Annotated in this window: 14 protein-coding genes; all 14 read right to left on the bottom strand. The window is 51.9% G+C overall.

Annotated features, from left to right (window positions below):
- The 14 genes from H6F67_RS22300 to H6F67_RS22365 all read right to left on the bottom strand — a co-directional run bounded on the left by H6F67_RS22300 (position 1) and on the right by H6F67_RS22365 (position 19,022).
- On the bottom strand, positions 1-507 hold the full coding sequence (locus H6F67_RS22300) for a DUF2243 domain-containing protein (RefSeq protein WP_190768852.1): 507 nt from the start codon (positions 505-507) through the stop codon (positions 1-3).
- Complete coding sequence (locus H6F67_RS22305) at positions 507-1,565, bottom strand: methyltransferase (RefSeq protein ID WP_190768853.1); 1,059 nt, start codon at positions 1,563-1,565, stop codon at positions 507-509. The genes H6F67_RS22300 and H6F67_RS22305 overlap by 1 nt, the downstream gene beginning before the upstream one ends.
- Before the next feature lie 20 nt (positions 1,566-1,585).
- The gene (locus H6F67_RS22310; protein WP_190768854.1) at positions 1,586-2,935 is read right to left on the bottom strand and encodes an ATP-grasp enzyme; all 1,350 of its coding nucleotides are present in this window, start codon (positions 2,933-2,935) and stop codon (positions 1,586-1,588) included.
- Positions 2,936-3,019: 84 nt separating this feature from the next.
- On the bottom strand, positions 3,020-3,856 hold the full coding sequence (locus tag H6F67_RS22315) for an O-methyltransferase (protein WP_190768855.1): 837 nt from the start codon (positions 3,854-3,856) through the stop codon (positions 3,020-3,022).
- Complete coding sequence (locus H6F67_RS22320) at positions 3,853-5,088, bottom strand: sedoheptulose 7-phosphate cyclase (protein ID WP_190768856.1); 1,236 nt, start codon at positions 5,086-5,088, stop codon at positions 3,853-3,855. Before H6F67_RS22320 ends, H6F67_RS22315 begins: the two co-directional genes overlap by 4 nt.
- A gap of 169 nt (positions 5,089-5,257) precedes the next feature.
- Positions 5,258-5,446 carry a hypothetical protein gene (locus tag H6F67_RS22325; RefSeq protein ID WP_190768857.1) on the bottom strand — a complete coding sequence of 63 codons (189 nt, stop codon included), beginning with the start codon at positions 5,444-5,446 and terminating at the stop codon, positions 5,258-5,260.
- Between the two features lie 317 nt (positions 5,447-5,763).
- A complete protein-coding gene (gene rsgA / locus H6F67_RS22330; RefSeq protein WP_190768858.1) occupies positions 5,764-6,849 on the bottom strand; it encodes a small ribosomal subunit biogenesis GTPase RsgA in 1,086 nt (361 codons plus the stop codon).
- Complete coding sequence (locus H6F67_RS22335; protein ID WP_190768859.1) at positions 6,846-7,088, bottom strand: sulfurtransferase TusA family protein; 243 nt, start codon at positions 7,086-7,088, stop codon at positions 6,846-6,848. The genes rsgA and H6F67_RS22335 overlap by 4 nt, the downstream gene beginning before the upstream one ends.
- A complete protein-coding gene (gene dnaJ, locus H6F67_RS22340; protein WP_190768860.1) occupies positions 7,085-8,206 on the bottom strand; it encodes a molecular chaperone DnaJ in 1,122 nt (373 codons plus the stop codon). The genes H6F67_RS22335 and dnaJ overlap by 4 nt, the downstream gene beginning before the upstream one ends.
- Before the next feature lie 101 nt (positions 8,207-8,307).
- Entirely contained in the window at positions 8,308-10,269 is a 1,962-nt protein-coding gene (gene dnaK, locus H6F67_RS22345; RefSeq protein ID WP_190768861.1) for a molecular chaperone DnaK, read from the bottom strand.
- A 169-nt stretch (positions 10,270-10,438) separates the two neighbouring features.
- Entirely contained in the window at positions 10,439-11,107 is a 669-nt protein-coding gene (gene grpE, locus H6F67_RS22350) for a nucleotide exchange factor GrpE (RefSeq protein WP_190768862.1), read from the bottom strand.
- A gap of 299 nt (positions 11,108-11,406) precedes the next feature.
- Positions 11,407-13,110: a 2-succinyl-5-enolpyruvyl-6-hydroxy-3-cyclohexene-1-carboxylic-acid synthase gene (gene menD, locus H6F67_RS22355; protein WP_190768863.1), complete on the bottom strand. Its 1,704-nt coding sequence runs from the start codon at positions 13,108-13,110 to the stop codon at positions 11,407-11,409.
- On the bottom strand, positions 13,107-15,164 hold the full coding sequence (glgX, locus tag H6F67_RS22360; protein ID WP_190768864.1) for a glycogen debranching protein GlgX: 2,058 nt from the start codon (positions 15,162-15,164) through the stop codon (positions 13,107-13,109). Before glgX ends, menD begins: the two co-directional genes overlap by 4 nt.
- A 381-nt stretch (positions 15,165-15,545) precedes the next feature.
- Positions 15,546-19,022 (bottom strand): GAF domain-containing protein, encoded by a 3,477-nt coding sequence (locus H6F67_RS22365; RefSeq protein ID WP_190768865.1) that lies wholly within the window; start codon positions 19,020-19,022, stop codon positions 15,546-15,548.
- Positions 19,023-19,052: the final 30 nt, after the last annotated feature.

Below are 19,052 nucleotides of genomic sequence, written 5' to 3' on the forward strand. Positions count from 1 at the left end.
CTATTGATTGATGTTTGAATCTTGAGAACGCGCTCGCTGAACGAGTAGCCAACCGCCGATAATGAGCGCAAGTCCGATCGCCAGAAATCCCAGATCCCACGCAAGCTGATTGACTCCGGCTTTAACATGATGGATTTGTAAAATGTGGTGATCGATGATGCCCTCAACCAGGTTGAATAAGCCGAATCCCATCAAAATCGAGCCGACGAATGCACCTGTAGACCAAACGGCATCAGGGCGGCTTCCGGCTCGCCAAAGCGCGATCGTTCCCGCAATTGTCATCACCCAATCAAAGGCATGAAACAGACCATCACCTAAGTTATTGATCTCCAGACCCTTAACCGTGTCTTCAGTGACAACATTCGTAAACATATGATGCCACTGGAGCAATTGATGCAGCACAATTCCGTCGAAGAAGCCGCCTTGCCCGATGCCGAGCAACAGACCTGCGAGGATGACGGGAGCGAAGGTGGATCGATCGCTTTTTACCGAAGTTTCAACCTGCATCACGCTAACCCAAATTCCATCGCCGATAGATTCGTGCCCGTATCAACCGTTTTCTCCAGCTTAAAGCCGCATTCTTCAAACAGCTTTTTGAATTGCGATCGCGTCCGCCACGCGCCACCCGGAACCGAAACCATAATTTGAACCGCAAATAGTCCCGGCATAATCCCATCTGGCGCAGCTTTAGGATCGTCTAATTCAGGGACAAACGCTTGCAAGAGAACAATTTTGCCGTGAGGCGGCAGGGCGGCGCGGCAGTTTTTCAAAATAATCCGGGCGTCGTCATCGTTCCAAGCCGAGATGAAGTATTTCATCACGATCGCATCTGCCCCAGTCGGAACCGCCTCGAATACGTCACCTGAAATGATGTCGATCGCCCCAAACGGAACACCCAATTTCTCTAGATAACCCGGAGCCGTTGCCGTCACGTAAGGCACATCAAACAACATTCCCTTGCAGCCAAATCGCTTGACGATCGAGCCAATCAAGCCGCCTTGTCCGCCGCCGACATCCATGATCGTCGGGAAGCGATCGAAGTCATACACCTCCAAAAGCGCATCAACGGCGTGATCGGTCAAAAAGCTCATCGCGTTCATGAACACATCGCCGCTCCAGGGATCATCCTGGCAAAAGTCATAAACCGACTTGCCGTTTGCCCGCTCAAAAGCAACTTCTCCCGTATGCAAAGCCGCTTCAAGCTGATTCCAAGCATCCCACTGGGCAGGCTCGGTAATGTGCATCGCGAAATGTCCGATCGATGGCCCCCGATTTGTTACTAATAAAGCAGAAGTTTCAGTCAGGGCGAAGATGCGATCCGGTCTTTCTTCTAACACTTCAAGGTGAGCCAGAGCGCGGAGGACGACATAGAGGCGATCGACCTTCGTATCGGTTTTTTCCGCCAGCGTTTCTGCCGACTGTGCACCTTCATCATGCAGCAAATTGAAGATGCCTAATTTCGTTGCCACATACAAACATTGACTTTGCCAAAACGCCTGAATCATGTTGAAGATTTTGCGTTTGGCTTCTAAGGTGGGAGCGATCGATAAGGGAGTTGTGGTCATAAGAATCGGGGGTTGAAAAGTTAATCGCCGCCAAGTTCGACAAGTTTGCCGATGTTAAAATCGATGCGAATCCAGCCAGCCATACGACGAAGGTTATCGAGTAGAAGAAGCGGAATTTGCCAGTGATGAACCATCAGAAAAGGCAGCGGATCATCCGATTCAAAAATCGCGTCTTTGCCTTGGCGAATCGTTTGCCACCAGCGTTTGAGGTCAGATAGCGATCGCACCTCATTTAATCGCCAAACTTCGTGATAAATCCAGTAAGTCGGCTTGCTGGATGGCAATGGTTCCAACGGTACAGGCAACGGTTCATCACTGAGGTAGGCATCGGCAACTCCGGGATGGTTGTAGAACATTGTGATTGCCGAGTGAGTGCGAGGGTTGCACTCGATCGCATACACCGACCCATCTTCCGCCTGAATAAAATCGAACGACGCCTGACCGCTCAGATTTTGCGCCTTCACAAACTTGCTCACCCACTGCAAAATTTCCGGCTGATCAACCTGCTCATAATTCACCTGAAAGGCCGAAGATTCGCAGCAGCAATGTAATCGCAATTCGCCATTTCTTACCGTACTGTGCGTACAGTATTCCTGACCACGAATGAATTCCTGCATAATCCAAGGCTTTTCTTCGCTAATCGGCAAACTGCGAACAAATGCCTCGGTTTCTTCACGAGTCGGACAGGGCAGCTTGGTTAAATTGAGTCGGCGAACCGAATCGTAAGGAATGCTTTTGAGGATGTAAGGGCGCGTTTCACTGGAAAAATCGAAGTCAAGAACTTGCTGAGGATTGGTGATCAAATAGGACTTGGGAACTGAGAGATCGATCGCCCTCGCCGCCTCCGCAAACGCAAACTTATCGTCTAACATTTGCGTCACGTCGGGGTCAAAGTGAAACACTTCACACGCACCAGACAAAACAGATTTCGCCAGCGAATCGTAGTAGCTTTGCACCGGACTGCACACCGGAACGTAAACATCCACCGACTCTTGCTTGACGATCGCCAGCAACGCTTCCACATATCCCTCCGGGTCTTTTTGCGGCGCGGGAATCGTGTAGAAGCGATCGACTGCCTTGGAAAATCGATGCCCTGTCAGCCAGTACTTGTGCGTTTCTGCCAAAATCACGCGATGGCCGACTTTGTGAAACGATCGCGCCAGTTGCAGCGCTTTCGTCATCTTGCCGCCCGTGAGCAGAATGGTTTTAGGACGATCGGTTTGCGGGAAATCGATCGAATTGCCGCGCAGCCAATTTCCCATCAGTGCGCCCAAGACAAGGCTGAGGTTGAACGGAAGGGCGATCGTCAGCGCGATCAGCGTCGCTAAATTTTGAAAAATGGCCGCAATGCGCGACTGAAAATTTTTCATTGGTCAAACCTAGCTTCGTTTTGGTCTCGCCCGGAAATTGATTTCCGGGTGCATGGGCAACGGAGCGAGAGTGCATTGCTCAAATTACGACACGCGGCGAATCAGCGTGACGCCATCGCGCAGAGGAAGCAAAACCTGTTCCACTCGCGGATCACTCTGAACAACTCGATTGAACTCTCGGATCGCCGCTCCATTTGCAGACGGATTCGGCAAATACGCCTGACCTTGCAGCAAAGTGTTATCCACGCAGATGAAACCGTCAGGCGGAAGTAAATTCGAGTCGAGCAGGACTTGAAAATACTGCACATACTCTTTTTTGTCGGCATCGATGAAGACGAAATCAAACGTTTCGCCCGATGCGGCTAGCTTCCTGAGCGTTTCGAGGGCAGGCGCGATCGCAATCTCAATTTTGCTGCCGTGCAGCGATCGATCGAACAGCGATCGCGCCATTTCTGCCACATAAGAATCGACTTCGCAGGCCAACAGCGTTCCGTCAGGCGGTAAGGCTTCCGCCATTGCCAAAGCCGAATAGCCTGTGAACATGCCGATATCGAGAATGCGCTTGGCTCGCGTCATGGAGACGAACATCTTCAACGCCTGACCTTCCACATGGCCGGAAAGCATTTCCTGCTCAAGCTGCCGAACCGTTTCTCCGTCGCTAAATCGCTCACTCCAGCGTTCATTGCGGGTGCAAGTCGCGATCGCCTCCAAATCCGCCGATTCTGCCGTCGTGCAGTCCTCCACATACGGATCGAGTCCGGCTGCTAGCTGGTAGGCAGTTCGCAGTTTTGACATTAGCTCGGCAGAAATTGCGGCTTGTTCGGCCTGAGAAACGATCGCCTCAAGCTGCTCGACCAGAATTCCCAAGGGCGTGACGGGACGCACCGGATCGCCTGCCACGCAATCGATCGTCCCCGTCATGATGCGCTCCCGACTAGATCCGGCTGAGTGCTGCCGATATACGCATCCACGCCTGCACCCTGACGCGGATAGGTTTGACAGAGCTGCTTGTGTTCGCCCAAGGCCGCTTCGAGTTCTTCCCGCGTAAAGTCGTTGATGAAGAAACATTCTCCGATCGGACGCGGCACGGCGGCTCTTTGCAATCCGTCTCGCGTTTGGGTAATTGATTGAGTTGCATACCACAGCATTTCGCCATCCAGCAGCGGATGATCGATCGCCAGTCCCAAACGGCTCATCAGCGTCAGGATGCGATCGCGATCTTGAGTCGTGATGTATCCGCGTCGGGCGGCGATCGTCGCAGACAAGGCCATGTCAATATTGACGGCGTGACCGTGCAGGAGGGGGACACTCGGCGCAAGTTCAAGGGTTGGACTCCAAGTGTGGCCGTAGGCGATGACGCGATCGAGCATCAGTTCATGTAGGTTTGGCGTCTCCAACTCCAGCATCGTTTTGATCGATTCGTAGTTGATTCGATGTGCCGCCGCCTTGAGTTCTTCGCTGCCGCCGAGATAGCCAAAGTGCGTACTCAGCAGTTCTTCTGCATACTGATCCAACAGATTAAAAACTTCTGCATTGGCGACAACGGCAATTTTTACCAGTTCCGCCATCCCGTTGCGTACCTGATCGGTTGGCAAGGTTCTTAGAAAAGAGAAATCAAGCAAAACTTGCTTCGGCGGATGATACGCACCCAATCGATTTTTCAACTTACCGTGATTGACCGCAACCTTAATGGCAACTCCGGCATCAATCAGACCAATTAAAGTGGTGGGAACGCGAATAAAATTCGTGCTGCGGCGATAGGTGGCGCAGGCAAATCCGGCCACATCGAGAACCAAACCGCCACCGACAACAAGGACAGGTTCTTTGCGAACAAGGCCAAAATTGGCGAAAGCATCAACGATCGCCTCCAAAGTTGCCATCGTCTTTGCAGGCTCTTCAATTTGGATTGAAAAAATCGTTAGATCAATGCCGTAATGCTGAAAATATTCTTGCATTTGCAGGCCATAAAGCCGATTGACGTTGTGATCAACCACAGCCAAACAGCGGCCAAAATTCTTGTAGCTTTCAGCCAAACAAGAATTTTCGATTTCAAAAACTCCGTCAATAAGCTGCAAATCAAACTCGATCTTTTCGTAGCCTTCCACGTGAAAAATGGTGTCGGTGGCCGTGCATTTTGCTTCAACAATACTCATGAGATTTGCCTGGTTCAAACAAGAATTTCAGTGAAATGCGATCGCAGCAAAGCGCCAAACTAATTTCTACTAACAGCTTCTCAACAAAAACTTGCATAGATGCTATCAGCAAGAAATCGCGATTTTTTGCAATCAACAACAGCAATAGGGCAGGAAGGTTAATTTTGGGTTAGCAGCCGATGAAACAATTTTCTGACACATCGGCAAAGCGATCGTCCGAGCGAATCGCTTCCGACAGGTTGCTAAACGATCGCCAACTCGTTGCGAGAAACTTCATTGCCACAAATACCAGCAGGCGAATTGATTTCGCGAACTGCCAGTAGGTGACAATCCCAAAGATTCCTGGAATTTGAAGCATGGAGGACAGCCAGAAACTATCAGTACATTAGTCAGCGCATTCCGAGCGCGATACGTCCAAAAGGAATAGATCCAAGGAATTACAGGAAAAATTAATCTTTTTTGCCGTTTCTATTCAAGCCAGAACAAAGCGATCGCTCAATAAAATAACAGGAATCTTCCCTTTTCTAGATGTATTAATCTAGGCACTACTGATTCAGCGGCTCGCCCCAGAAGAGGACTGTACTGTGCCGCTCGCTACACACGGCAACCGCATTCTCGACACTGTCCGTATCATCTGCATCGAAGACGGCAAACTTGCAAGAACCGCTTAACGTCTTACTCCTCACCGTCAGAATTCGCCGTATCCAAATCTTGATAGAGATTTTCTAGCGTTTGCTTTTCCGTCCGGCGCGAGGGACGACGATATTTTTTGGTGGCAAGCTTCGGCTCATACTGCGCTTGTCCCAATTCGGTCGTTTTGCGTTTCAGCGTCGATTCCGCTTCGCGCTGGCGATCGAGTGCTGCCTGCCGATCGATCGCCTCCTCCAAAAAGCTCAGATAGTGAGCATAGCGCTCCCAGTCGCCCCGCACTGCACAGTTCGGCTCGTCTCGATGCAGGCAGTCGCTAAACTGACAGCTTGCGTTTGCCAGTCGCGATCGCGCTTCGGGAAACAGTTGAGCAAGTTCGATCGGTTTGCAGTCGAGATCGGGCTGATTGAATCCGGGCGTGTCTGCCAACAAGCCGCCGTCCGGCAGTTCAAACAGTTCAACATGGCGCGTCGTATGCCGTCCGCGTCCCAACTTACCTGAGACCGCACTGACTCGCTGATCGACAGTGGGCACAAGCTGATTAATCAAGCTGGATTTACCCACACCCGACGGCCCAGAAATGACAGTGGTATTTTGCTTCAGCCGCTCGCGCAGCGGCTCCAATCCGTTTGAAGTCCGAGTGCTAATTAAAATCGACTCATAGCCCCAGCAGCGCAAGCGATCGCGCCAACTCGCCTGCACCTCAGCCGAAACCAAATCGCACTTACTCAAACAAACGCCTACCGTGAGCGCGGTCGATTCCGCCTTCACCAAAAATCGGCTGAGCTGAATTGGCTCTAGCGTCGGTTCCGCTAAGGCAAAAACGAGCAAAATTTGGTCGGCATTCGCGATCGGTGGCCGATCGAGTTCTGTCTGTCTCGGAAACACCTGGGCAATCGCCGCTCGTTTGTCTGCCCAGTCCGGTTCTTCAATCTGGACGCGATCGCCCACCATCACCTGCTGACCGATTTTCTTCAGACGAGTTCGGCGCGTACACAGCAGCGTTTTCGCTTGTCTCGCTGGCGGCGCATCCAGCTTCACCCAGTAGTAGTTTGCCTGCACAGCCAAAACAGTACCGACCAGCGCAGCAGAATCGATCGCTTCAACGCTCATGCAGCAGGACGGCGCACACTAAGAACAAAGAAATCCGATCGATCTTCGATCTGCTCAACCGCATAGCCCGCCATCGTCAGACTGTCAGGAACCTGCTCAATCGGTTCACCTGGATCAAGCCAAACTTCTAGCAGACTGCCCGGAGACAGTTGCTCTAATCGCAGTTTCGTTCGCACAAAGTTGATCGGACAGGGTGTGCCGCGCAAATCAAGCTGAGCATCCGGGGAAGAAGCACTCATCGAAACAGATTGCCTAAAAAACCTTCTTTACCTTTGCCAACGCGATCGCCCCGAATTTTCGCCAGCTTTTCGAGCAGTTCGCGCTCCTCGGCACTAATCTTGCTGGGAATATCGATCGTCACCGTCACGAGGTGATCGCCACGACTCACCGAATTGCCCAAGCGGGGGACGCCGCGATTTTCCAGCGTGAGAATCGTGTTGGGCTGAGTGCCGGGGGCGATTGTCACCTCAACTGGCCCGTCCACCGTATTTACCTCAACCCGCGCTCCCAAAATTGCCTGCAAATAGCTAATCGGCAGTTCTGACAGAATGTTGATGCCGTCGCGCTGAAACTCCGCGTCTTCGTTCACAAACAGATAGACGTAGAGATCTCCGGGTGGGCCACCGCGCTGTCCAGCATCGCCCTCCGACGAAACGCGCAGGCGCGTTCCGTTATCCACACCCGCCGGAATCGTAATTTTCAGCTTTTTCTGCTCTTGCTTTTGGCCGCTGCCGCCGCACACTTCGCACTTATCCTCGATCACCTGACCGCTGCCGTTGCAGGTCGGACAGGCCGAAACCTGCGTGAAGCTGCCAAACGGTGTACGAGTTGCTCGCCGCACCTGACCGCTGCCGCCACAGGTCGAGCAGCCGCGCGGCTTCGTTCCAGGTTTTGCGCCTGATCCGGTGCAGGTGTTGCAGGTTTCCAAATGCGAGATGCGAATTTCTTTTTCGCCGCCGAACACGGCCTCGCGAAAGTCCAGCTTCAGATCTAGCCGCAGATCGTCACCCCGGACAGGACCGGTTCGCCGCCGCGCCGACTGTCCGACACCGCCTGAAAATCCATTGAAGAAGCTCTCAAAGATATCGGCAAAGCCGCCCATGTCGCCGAAATCTTGATAGCCCGCTCCGGCGGCAGACCCGACACCTGCTTCGCCAAATCGATCGTAGCGCGATCGCGTTTCCGGCTCAGACAGCACTTCATAAGCGCGATTGATCTCCTTAAATCGCTCTTCGGCTCCATCTTCCTTATTCACATCAGGATGATACTTACGAGCAAGACGACGATAAGCCTGCTTGATCGCTTCCTTGTCCGCATCACGAGCGACACCAAGAATTTCGTAGTAGTCACGAGCCATAGGGCGGGGTGTTATGAAGAACTAAAGGGGGATGAAATCGAATCAATTAGCAGGCAGGCGTAGCGGTCACAGTTCCCTTAACTAATACCCTACACTCTAATCTAGTCAACTGCCTCGTAGTCAGCCGTCACCGTATCATCGCTACCAAAATCGTAATCTTCGGCACTGCCATCGATCGAGGTAGAATCGCTGTCGTAGTAGCTGGTTGTGCCGTCGCCGTTGTCCGTGTAAGCCGTTTCGTCACTGCTGCTTTGATCGCGCTGATAGACGGCTGCTCCAATCGTATACAGCATGTCACGCAGCGCACTTACGCGCTGCTTCATCGTGTCAACCGAGATCGATCGATCGCCAATCGCAACTCGCAACTCGGCAACCTTTTCTTTCGCTTCCGCCTTGAGATCTTCATTGATCATGCTGCCGTGATCGCGCAGCGTCGCGTCATAGTTGTAGAACAAGGCTTCCGCTTCGTTCCGCAATTCGCTCAGGCGCTTGCGCTGCTCATCATCTTCCGCAAACAGTTCGGCATCCTGGCGCATCCGCTCAATTTCTGAAGCGCTCAGCCCGCCCGTGTTGCTAATTCGCACGCTTTGCTCGTGGCCTGTGCCTTTGTCACGAGCCGACACCTGCAAAATGCCGTTCGCGTCAATTTCAAACGACACTTCGATCTGCGGCACACCTCTCGGTGCAGGCGGAATGCCCGTAAGCTGAAATTTGCCCAGGCTCTTGTTGTCTTTTGCCATCGCCCGCTCGCCTTGTAGGACGTGAATTTCAACCGAAGTTTGCCCGTCCGTCGCGGTCGAGAAAACTTGCGTGCGGCTGGTGGGAATTGTCGTATTGCGATCGATCACCTTGGAGAACACTTCGCCCAGCGTTTCAATCCCCAGCGACAGCGGTGTCACATCCAGCAGCAATAGATCCTTGACTTCACCGCCCAACACGCCACCTTGAATCGCCGCGCCCAGCGCCACCGCTTCATCTGGATTCACCGATCGATCCGGCGTTTTGCCGTTGAAGAATTTGCGAATCGCTTCTTGCACAGCGGGAATCCGCGTCGAGCCGCCCACCAAAATGATGCGATCGATTTGGTCAGGCGTTAGATCGGCATCTTTGAGTGCCTGATTCACAGGTTCGATCGTGCTTTCCACCAAATCGCGCACCAGTTCTTCAAACTTGGCTCGCGTCAGCTCCATTTCCAGATGCTTCGGCCCCGTGTCATCCGCCGTGATAAACGGCAAATTAATCGTCGTCGTCATCATGCTCGACAGCTCGATTTTGGCACGTTCTGCCGCGTCGCGAAGTCGCTGCAACGCCATCTTGTCGATCGACAAATCAATGCCTTCTTCTTCACGGAAGCTGTCGATCAGCCAGCGCACCAAAGCGTTATCAAAGTCATCGCCGCCCAGATGATTATTGCCCGATGTGGCCTTCACCTCGAACACACCATCGCCCAGTTGCAGCACAGATACGTCGAACGTGCCGCCGCCCAAGTCGAAAACAAGGACGCACTGGTCTTGGTCTTGCTTATCAAGTCCGTAGGAAAGCGCTGCCGCCGTTGGTTCGTTGATGATTCGCAGCACTTCTAATCCGGCGATCGTGCCTGCATCCTTGGTTGCCTGCCGCTGAGCATCCGTGAAATAGGCCGGAACCGTGATCACAGCTTGCGTGGCAGGTTCACCCAGGTAATTTTCAGCATCCTGCTTCAGCTTTTGCAGAATCATCGCCGAAATTTCCTGCGGCGTGTAGGCGCGTCCGCGAATTTGCACATCCACCGTATCGTCTTTGCCGCGAATGCTTGTGTAGGGAACGCGCGTCCGCTCTACTGCCGTGTCGTCCCAGCGACGTCCGATAAAGCGCTTAATGCTGTAGACGGTATTTTCGGCATTGGTGACGGCCTGCCGCTTGGCGAGTTGACCGACAAGGCGTTCAGCTTTTTTGTCAAATCCGACAATGCTTGGTGTGGTGCGGCCACCCTCGGCATTGGCAATGACAATTGGCTTGCCGCCTTCCAGCACGGCGACACAGCTATTGGTTGTGCCCAGGTCAATCCCGATGACTTTTCCCATTTTTCGCGGCGGTGAACGTTTTCAAGTGAATGAGTGCAGGAGATGCAAAGTTGATGAACTCATTTCTAAGCGAGTCTAAGTAAGTATTCCGCAATTGTTCGGGAATTCGATCAGCTTTGGTTAAATCTTGTTGAAGCTATCAGAGCCGTACAAATACGGATATTCTATTCTATGACTCGGTCGCTCCTTGATAATCCTCTTCAGACGTTACTCCAGGTTCAGGCGCGGCGGCAACTTTCACCATCGCATGGCGCAGCACGCGATCGCCCAGCACATAGCCGCGCACCAGTTCTTCAACGACCGTTCCTTCCGGATAGGCATTCGTCGGTTCACGCAAAACGGCTTCATGCAGATTCGGATCAAACTCCTTCCCTTCCGATCGCATCGGCGCAACGCCAATTCGCTTGAGACAATCCACAAGCTGCTTGTACACGCTTTGATAGCTCTTGTGAATGTTCATCTCGGCGTCGGTCTGCGGCTTGATTTGCGATCGCGCCCGCTCAAAATTGTCCACAACCGGAAGCAGCTCAACGATCGTGGCGCACTTAATTTGCTGCTCTAGATCTTCTTTTTCCTTTTGCGTCCGCTTGCGGAAATTGTCGAAATCAGCGGCGATCCGCATGTACTGCTGAGTGCGCTCTTCAACCTGCGCTTTTAGCCCATCAATCTGCGCGGCAAGCTGAGCGCTGATTTCTGGCTCAGCATTGTCACCTTCATCAATGCCGATATCGGCAAACTCTAGCGACGGGCCGTTTGCGCTTGCGTCCGTTGCGGCTTCAGGAGTCGATTCTGCCGCTGTTGCTTCTGGGGTTTCAATTTGCTTTTCTTCGTCAGGCATTACGCACCAGTGCTTCCTTCAAAAACTGCAATTCATCTTGCTAGCGGCACGTCGCGGAGCTAGCAGTAAGTTACATCCGAGCGTACCCCAGCCCTGTGCAATTTGCAGCAGCCGAAGTACGCCAGCGTCACTGACAATTCTAGCGATTAAGTTCGTAAATTCAGCCGCAAGTAGTCGAATGGCAACGGCAACTGACGGCGATCGCACCCTCCCCCAAACAGCGCAATTCTTCACAAAATCAAAGGCTTTCATCCAACCCATCCGCTCCAAGTCGGATCGGAAATCCGCCCAGCCCAACTTCAAAATTGCGCGATTCGATCGAGCCACTGCCGCCGCCAAGCCGCATCCCGGACGCGATCGCACCTCACCTCCAAAACGCGAATCCCGCTGGCCGGAAGCTGGCTGAGCCGCTCCTGCAAGTGTCTCCAGTTGGCGATCGCTTCATGCTCAACTCTATAAGTTCGACACAACTGCGCGAAATCAACGTCCTGCGGCGTAGCGAAAAATTCCTCAAACGGCGGATCGAACCGGGCGATCGGCAAATTCTGAAAAATGCCGCCGCCATTATTGTTGAGCAGCACGATCGTCAAACTGCCCACAAAGTGACGGCGCAACAGCAAGCCGTTTGTGTCATGCAAAAAGGCAAGATCGCCCGTCAGCAAAACGCTCGGAGCTTGACAGTGAGCCATGCCCAAAGCAGTTGACAGCGTCCCGTCGATGCCGTTTGCGCCCCGATTAAAGTGCGATCGAATCTGCAAATTTCCCGGACGCCAAAACCACTCAACATCTCGTACAGGCATACTGTTGGCGATAAACAGCGGCGTATCGGGCGGCAAATGCTGCGAGAGCATCCAGGCCGTTTTGCCTTCAAATAGCCAATCAATTTCGCTCAAGCAAGTGTCGAGGCGATCGCGCACCTGCCCTTCCAGTTCACACCAGCGCCACAGATACTCGCTCGGCGGCTGCGGTTCCGGCAAAATCAAAGCCTCGATCGATCCGCGCAGATGCGTCGTGAATCCATGCGTCGGATCAAGGTTGAGATCGCCCCAATCGATCACATACTGGCGCGGCTGCGTTTGCGTGATCCACTGCCGCAAAATCTTACTTGTCGGCATTTCCCCGACGCGAATCACAACAGCGGGTGCAAGTTCCGAGGCAAAATTCACCTGTCGCAAAATCAAATCATAAGTCGAGATGAGATACGGATTGAGCGCGGCAAAATTGCGGACGGGCGACAAGCCTTCTGCCAAAACCGGATAGCCCAGATGTTTAGCCAGATGCGCGATCGACTGGCAATACGCTTCGCCATTCGCAGGCTGAGCCACACCTGCAACGATGATTCCGCGATCGACCTGCGGCCAATCCATCTGCACAGCAGGCGCACTCGGTAGAACTGAGGCAACTGAATCAAAGAAATTCTCAGGTAAAGCGAACTCACGGGCGGCGGCTTGTTCGATCGGAGCGAGCGGATCGCGAAACGGCAAATTTAAGTGAACCGCTCCAGCGATCGGATACTGCGATCGCTCCCAGGCAAAAATCACCGTTTGGCGCAGATAGGCCAGCAGCGATCGATCGATCGCAGGCAAACTAACTTCGTGATACCAGTTCGGATAGCCCCCATAAAGCTTTTGCTGATCGATCGTTTGTCCAGCATTGCAGTCGCGTAGTTCCGGCGGGCGATCGGCAGTCAGCACCAGCAGCGGCACTCGGCTTTCATGCGCTTCAATTACAGCCATGAAAAAGTTTGCACCAGCCGTCCCAGACGAACAGACAATCGCGACAGGCCGATGACCCGATCGCCCCATTCCCAGCGCAAAAAAGCTGGCCGATCGCTCATCCAAAACGGGAATTGCTTCGATCTGTGGATGTTGAGCAAATGCAATTGCGAGCGGAGCCGATCGCGATCCTGGACAAATAATTGCCGATCGCAGTCCCAGTCGTGCCAGCGTTTCAACTAAAACGGATGTCCAGATTGTATTGACATTGCGAAAATCGATGCTCATTTCGATCGCACCATCAAAATCACGCTCGATCGAGCTTCGGCGGCATACGTGGGACTTTTGATGATTGGCGGCTCATCCGCAAAATCATTCGGGCTAGGTAGGCTCGTATCCACAACGCGATACCAAGCTTCGGCTCGATCGAGCGGCGGCAGTTCAAACTTCAGCGGCTCCCAGTAAGCATTCAAAATGATGTGCAGGTGTTCGCCCGCTTCCGGGTGGTGCAGCGTCAAGGCGAGGCTGTGGGAATGTTCGCTCCAGTCCGGTTTGCCCAAGCGGACGCCGTGCCACACCAAATACGGATCTTGACTGCCGAAGGTGACTTCCAAAATGCGCTCTTGCTGCAAGATTTCGAGCGACTGCGTAAAGTGAATCAACCTTTTCACAAATCGCAGCAGATCTCCTTGCTGCTCGACAGCGTTCCAGTCGAACCAGTTCAGTTGGTCTTGACAGTAGGCGTTGTTGTTGCCGCCTTGCGATCGCCGCACCTCATCACCCATCAGCAGCATCGGCGTTCCCTGCGACACCAGCGTAATCGTAAACAAATTCTTGATTTGCCTCAGCCGGAGCGCTTCAATCTTCGGATCGGTCGTTGCGCCTTCGACGCCGCAGTTCCAACTGTGATTGTCGTTGCTGCCGTCGCGATTGCCTTCTCGATTCGCCTGATTGTGCTTGCGATCGTAAGACACCAAATCATTCAGCGTGAAGCCGTCATGACAGGTGACAAAGTTGATGCTGTGATTGGGTTCGCGATCCGGCTGCGGATAAATGTCGGGACTGCCCAGCAGCCGAAACGCCAAATTTCGCACCATACCGCGATCGCCCCGCACAAATCGCCGCACCTCATCGCGAAATGGCCCATTCCACTCCGCAAATCGATCGCCTGCAAACGACCCCACCTGATACAGCCCTGCCGCATCCCACGCTTCCGCGATCATCTTGGCGTTGACCAGGATCGGGTTGGAATCGATCGACCACAAGATCGGCGGTTCTTCCAATAGAGCGCCTGTTCCGCCTCGTGCCAGTGCCGACGCGAGATCAAACCGAAAGCCGTCTACGTGCATTTCCGCAACCCAATATTGCAGGCAGTCGAGAATCATCCGGGCGACAACCGCGTGATTGGCCTTGACGCTGTTGCCGCAGCCAGAATAGTTGCTGTAAAAAGCTGGATTTTCAGAGTCGAGAATGTAATAGGACGAGTTTGCCAGTCCGCGAAATGAAAGCGTTGGCCCTTGCTGATCGCCTTCTGCCGTGTGATTGAAGACGACATCCAAAATCACTTCGATTCCCGCTTTGTGCAAGGCTTTCACCATGTCGCGGAATTCGTCCACCGCACCCAGCGGATCGCGGCGGGAACTGTAAGCGCTGTGCGGCGCGAAGAAAGCGATCGTGCTATAGCCCCAAACATTCTTCAATCCCGGTCGCACATCTTGCTCGTCAAACTGATGAATCGGCAACAGTTCAACCGCCGTCACCCCCAACTCTTTCAGATGGGGAATTTTCTCAATCAGTCCCGCAAACGTGCCGCGCTTCTCCGATTCCACGCCGGAATTCGGATTGCGCGTAAACCCACCGACATGCATTTCATAAACGACCGTTTTCGCATAAGGTTTGCACAGCGGCAGATCGCCTTCCCAGTCGTAGCTGTTTGGATCAACGACCACGCCGCGCAACGCCTGAGCGCAATTGTCACCGGGACGACTCGCCGCCCGTCGATCGTAATTTTCGGTATTGACGATCGCCCGCGCATACGGATCAATCAGCACTTTTTCCGCATCAAACCGCAGGCCACGATCCGGCGCAAACAACCCGTGAGCGCGATACGCATACACCTGACCTGCTGCCAATCCGGGAACAAACACATGCCAATAGTGATGCGTCCGGTGCGGCTTCGGCGTAAGGTGAATGACGCGATTGGGTTTTGGGTCACTCGACTGATCGAACAGGAGCAAATCGATCGCTGTTGCATATTTTGAGTAGAGGCAAAAATTCACTCCCCCGGCTTGTACGGTCGCTCCCAAGGGAAAGCTTAGACCGGGCAAGACTTCCGAACCCATGCGATCGCTCCTGACTCAATGCGCTGACATTCTATTGTGACAAACTGAAGCGGCGAATTTTGTCCGCAGGCTGGCAAGACTAAATTTTTGCAATATTCAATAGGTTAAGGCTGCTTCGATCGCTAAATCATAAACTACTTGCATGAAAGGGAGAGATGCGTTAGCAAGAGCGGCGTGTGAGCGGATGTGCTCAGGCCTGCTTCGTGCAATAGATTTAGTAATTGTGTCTGGAAGGGGCGGGTTTCCAAGCGCTCTGAGATGCTGCGGAGATTTGGTCGATCGCATTTTCTCTAGATAGCGCACTCATGAGCAACAGGCGATCGCCGAAACTATTCACAGGGGCAAACCTTGCAAGATGACGCCACTTTTTCATCCCCTAATTTAAGTTGGATTTAAGTGGCTAGAAGATGGAATAGCAAGAGGAGCATTGAGATTATCGCGGAGCGTTTGCTCTTGATGCTTTACTGCGGCTAAAAGTTCTGCATTTTGCAGAATTACTCCGACTTGGTTATTGAAGATCTGCATATATTTCTGATCGGTTTCATCAAAACTGGTTTGAAAGCATTCTGGTACTTGTCTTTCGCCGCTGAGCACAGCAAACGAGTCTGCCGATCGCTTTTTGTTCACAAGCTGAGTTACACCAATAAGTTCGCCATCAGGATTGAGAACGGGTAAACAAAGCAGACTACAGGTGCGATATCCACTCTGGCGATCGGTTCTTCGCGCAATTTCTGAGCTTGGATGATCGTACAGATCAAAAGGAATATTGATAGGCTCTGCGGTTTCTGCTACCTTGCCTGCATAGCCTTGTCCAACGGGTACTCGAAACTCGCGAAATGAGCCGTCTTCAACCATAATTTCTGTCCACAATTCATGATTTTTGTGGTCAAGCAGCCACAGCGTACTGCGATCGGCATTCATTAATTCTTTTGCGACTTCCATGACTCGTTGAAGAATTTCTTTCGGCTCCAAGCTGCTTTGACTGACCGATCGCGTTGCTGCCATTAAAGCGGCAGCGACTCGCTGACCTCTTGCAGTTTTGTGATACGAGCGGAAGCTTTCTAAAATCATGCGAATCAACGGAGCTGTTGCGATCAGTTGCTGCTCATCTACCGACGTGAATCCGCGTCGATCGATTCGTTCTTTCAAAGGTAGATCGGGGCTGATGTCTCTATTTAATTTGTTGAGCAGTTGTAGAACGGCAATCAAGTTGCCCTGCTCATTCAGCAGCGGCAACGCCAGCATCGTATAGGTGCGATAGCGGTTGCGCTTGTCTTGTTTCCTTGCCATAATCGAGCGCGGATCATCGTAAAAATCGTAGGGAATATTGATGGTTTTCTTCAGGCGAGCAACCTCACCAACGATACCTTTGTTAGCTGGAATTTGAATGCCCAGCGATCGATCGTTGCCATCGGCTTCAGCCACAATTGACCAGAATTCGTTGCGCTCTTGATCGAGAAGAAAAATCGTCGTGCGATCGGCACTGAGTGACTTACTAATCTTGAGCGTGATCGATCGCAGTGTTGTGTCAAGAATGTCGTCAAACCCTTGATTATCCATTACTTGATTGAGCATTGCCAAAGTTTGAAACACAACATTTTGAGTTTGATTTTCAGCTTGCTGTTTCACGGCAATAAACTGTCTGGCATTGTGCAGCGCGACGCCAACTTGAGCATTAAAAACCTGCATATATTTCTGGCTATTGGCATCAAAACTTGCCTTAAAACATTCGGGAGCCTGAGGCCAATTAGCCGGATTGTAATCGAGTTCGCCGGGTTTACGTCGGTTGACCAGTTGTGTAACGCCCAGTAGCTCACCTTCTGGACTCCAAATCGGCATACAAAGTAGGCTACAGGTGCGATATCCTGTTTTGCGATCGGTGCTTTGGGCAGTTTCAGAATCCGGGTGATCGTAGAGATCAAACGGGATGTTGAGCGGTTCACCAGACTGAGCAACTTGACCTACAAATCCCTGTCCAACCTGCACCCACAAATCGCGCTTTAAACCATCTTCAAAGGTTACTTTTGTCCACAGTTGATTGGCCTCGCGATCGAGCAGCCACAAGGTACTTCGATCGGCGTTCATCAGCTTTTTAGCAGCCTCCATGACGCGATCGATAATTTCTTCAGAATCTAAACTGCTTTGCGAGATCGATCGCGTTGCTTCGGTCAATGCTTCTGAAGCTTGCAGCCGCTGAGTAAGCTTGTAGCAGTCCTGACATCTCACTAAAATTCGGAGAATTGCCGAAGCATATTCTTCAAGCTGTTTTTCATCCGCAGATGTGAATCCCTGAGGACTAATTCGCTCTGCCAGCGGTGCATTAGGATTGCTCGATCGCTTTAACTTATTCACAAGCTGTAGCACTGCGGTTAAGCTGTATTGCTTGCTAGTCAGCGGCATCACCAAATTGGTGTAGATGTGATACTTAGAATTGTCATCGGTTCTAACAGTCGTTTCGCTATCTGCGTCGCGAAAGTAGAATGGAGTCGCCAACATCTTCGTGAAGTTTGTGACTCGCCCTTTGCCTTTATTGGCAATAATTTCAATGTCCGGATTGCTGCCACCGTTGTGAGCAATGATCGACCAAATATCGTTTTTCTCTTCATCCACAAAGAAAATTGTGGTGCGATCGGCTCTTAGTAGCTCGCCGAGCCTGGACATAATTGAGCCTAAAATGTGATGCAAAATTTCCGCAAAATCTTTACCTTCCATGACGCTGAGCATTGACAGCAGCTTTTGCTCTTGGGTGCTGACAATCTGCATAAAATCCGCCTTCAGGTCAGCAAGAATGCGCTGCACCCAATTGGCATGAAATACCGTCGCATAAATTTGGTTGGAAACTTGAAGCTGATTGCCTCGCTTCACGACCAAACCGGAGAGACGAAGTTCAATTTGCTCTGGAGTATCGAGTGCTTTGACTGCGCCATGCTGCAAAATTTGCTGATAGAGATCGAGCAGTCCGCGATTGCGTTGTCCCAGATGCAGCAGGCGATCGCGAATAGTCTTTAGATGCGGTGGTTCGTCTGTTGCTTCCCAGTTGTCAATCAAACGCGATCGCACCAGTTGCTCTAGCCACGTTGCTTCATTTCCAGTTGGAATTCCCTCACTGGTCAGGATCAAGCTGCAAATTTTTTGAGTCAGGAACGGTTGTCCGCCTGTCCAATCCAACACAGCTTGTAAAACGATTTCAGGCCGATCGACTTTAGCGGCCAAACCTGCTGCTAAAGGCTGTGCTTCTGATAGCTGAAAGCCATGTAGCTCGATCGCTCGTCCAATGTTGAAAGGAGCGCAATTCTTATCTTGAATTAGGTCAGAAGGAGAAGCTACTCCTAACAGTGCAAAGGTTAATCGCTCATATTCATGACAGGCTCGAATAAACGCAAAAAAGTCGTCAGTCCGAAAACTGAGGCTCAACATACTGTCAATTTCGTCGATGAAAATGACGATCTTTTGCGAAATTGTTTCTAGCAAAATTTGCTCGATGAACTCACTTAAGCGCTGAATGGGCGACAAAAATTCGCGATCGCGCAGCCAAGATTTCAAATTCACAGGCAGATGTAGCCTTGTGACCATGTGCCGCATCAGTCCGGCATACCATTGGTCGGACGTAATTCCCTGACTGCCAATTTTGGTGAGATCGATCGCCACTCCAACAATTCCATCTGCCTGTAAGCGATGCAGCGTTCGTACTCGCAGGCTAGTCTTTCCCATCTGTCGCGAATTCAGCACATAGCAAAACTCTCCGGCTTTCAACCCTTCATACAGGTCGTGATCTGCTTGACGCACCACGTAGCTTGGCGCATCGAGCGGTAAATGTCCACCGACTTTGTAGATCGAGTTGAAGTTTGAATGGTTCATTTGAAATATGAGGAAGAGTGACAATGTTTT

Origin of the sequence: Microcoleus sp. FACHB-1515 (assembly GCF_014696105.1) — a bacterium.
Lineage (GTDB): Bacteria > Cyanobacteriota > Cyanobacteriia > Elainellales > Elainellaceae > JAAUTJ01.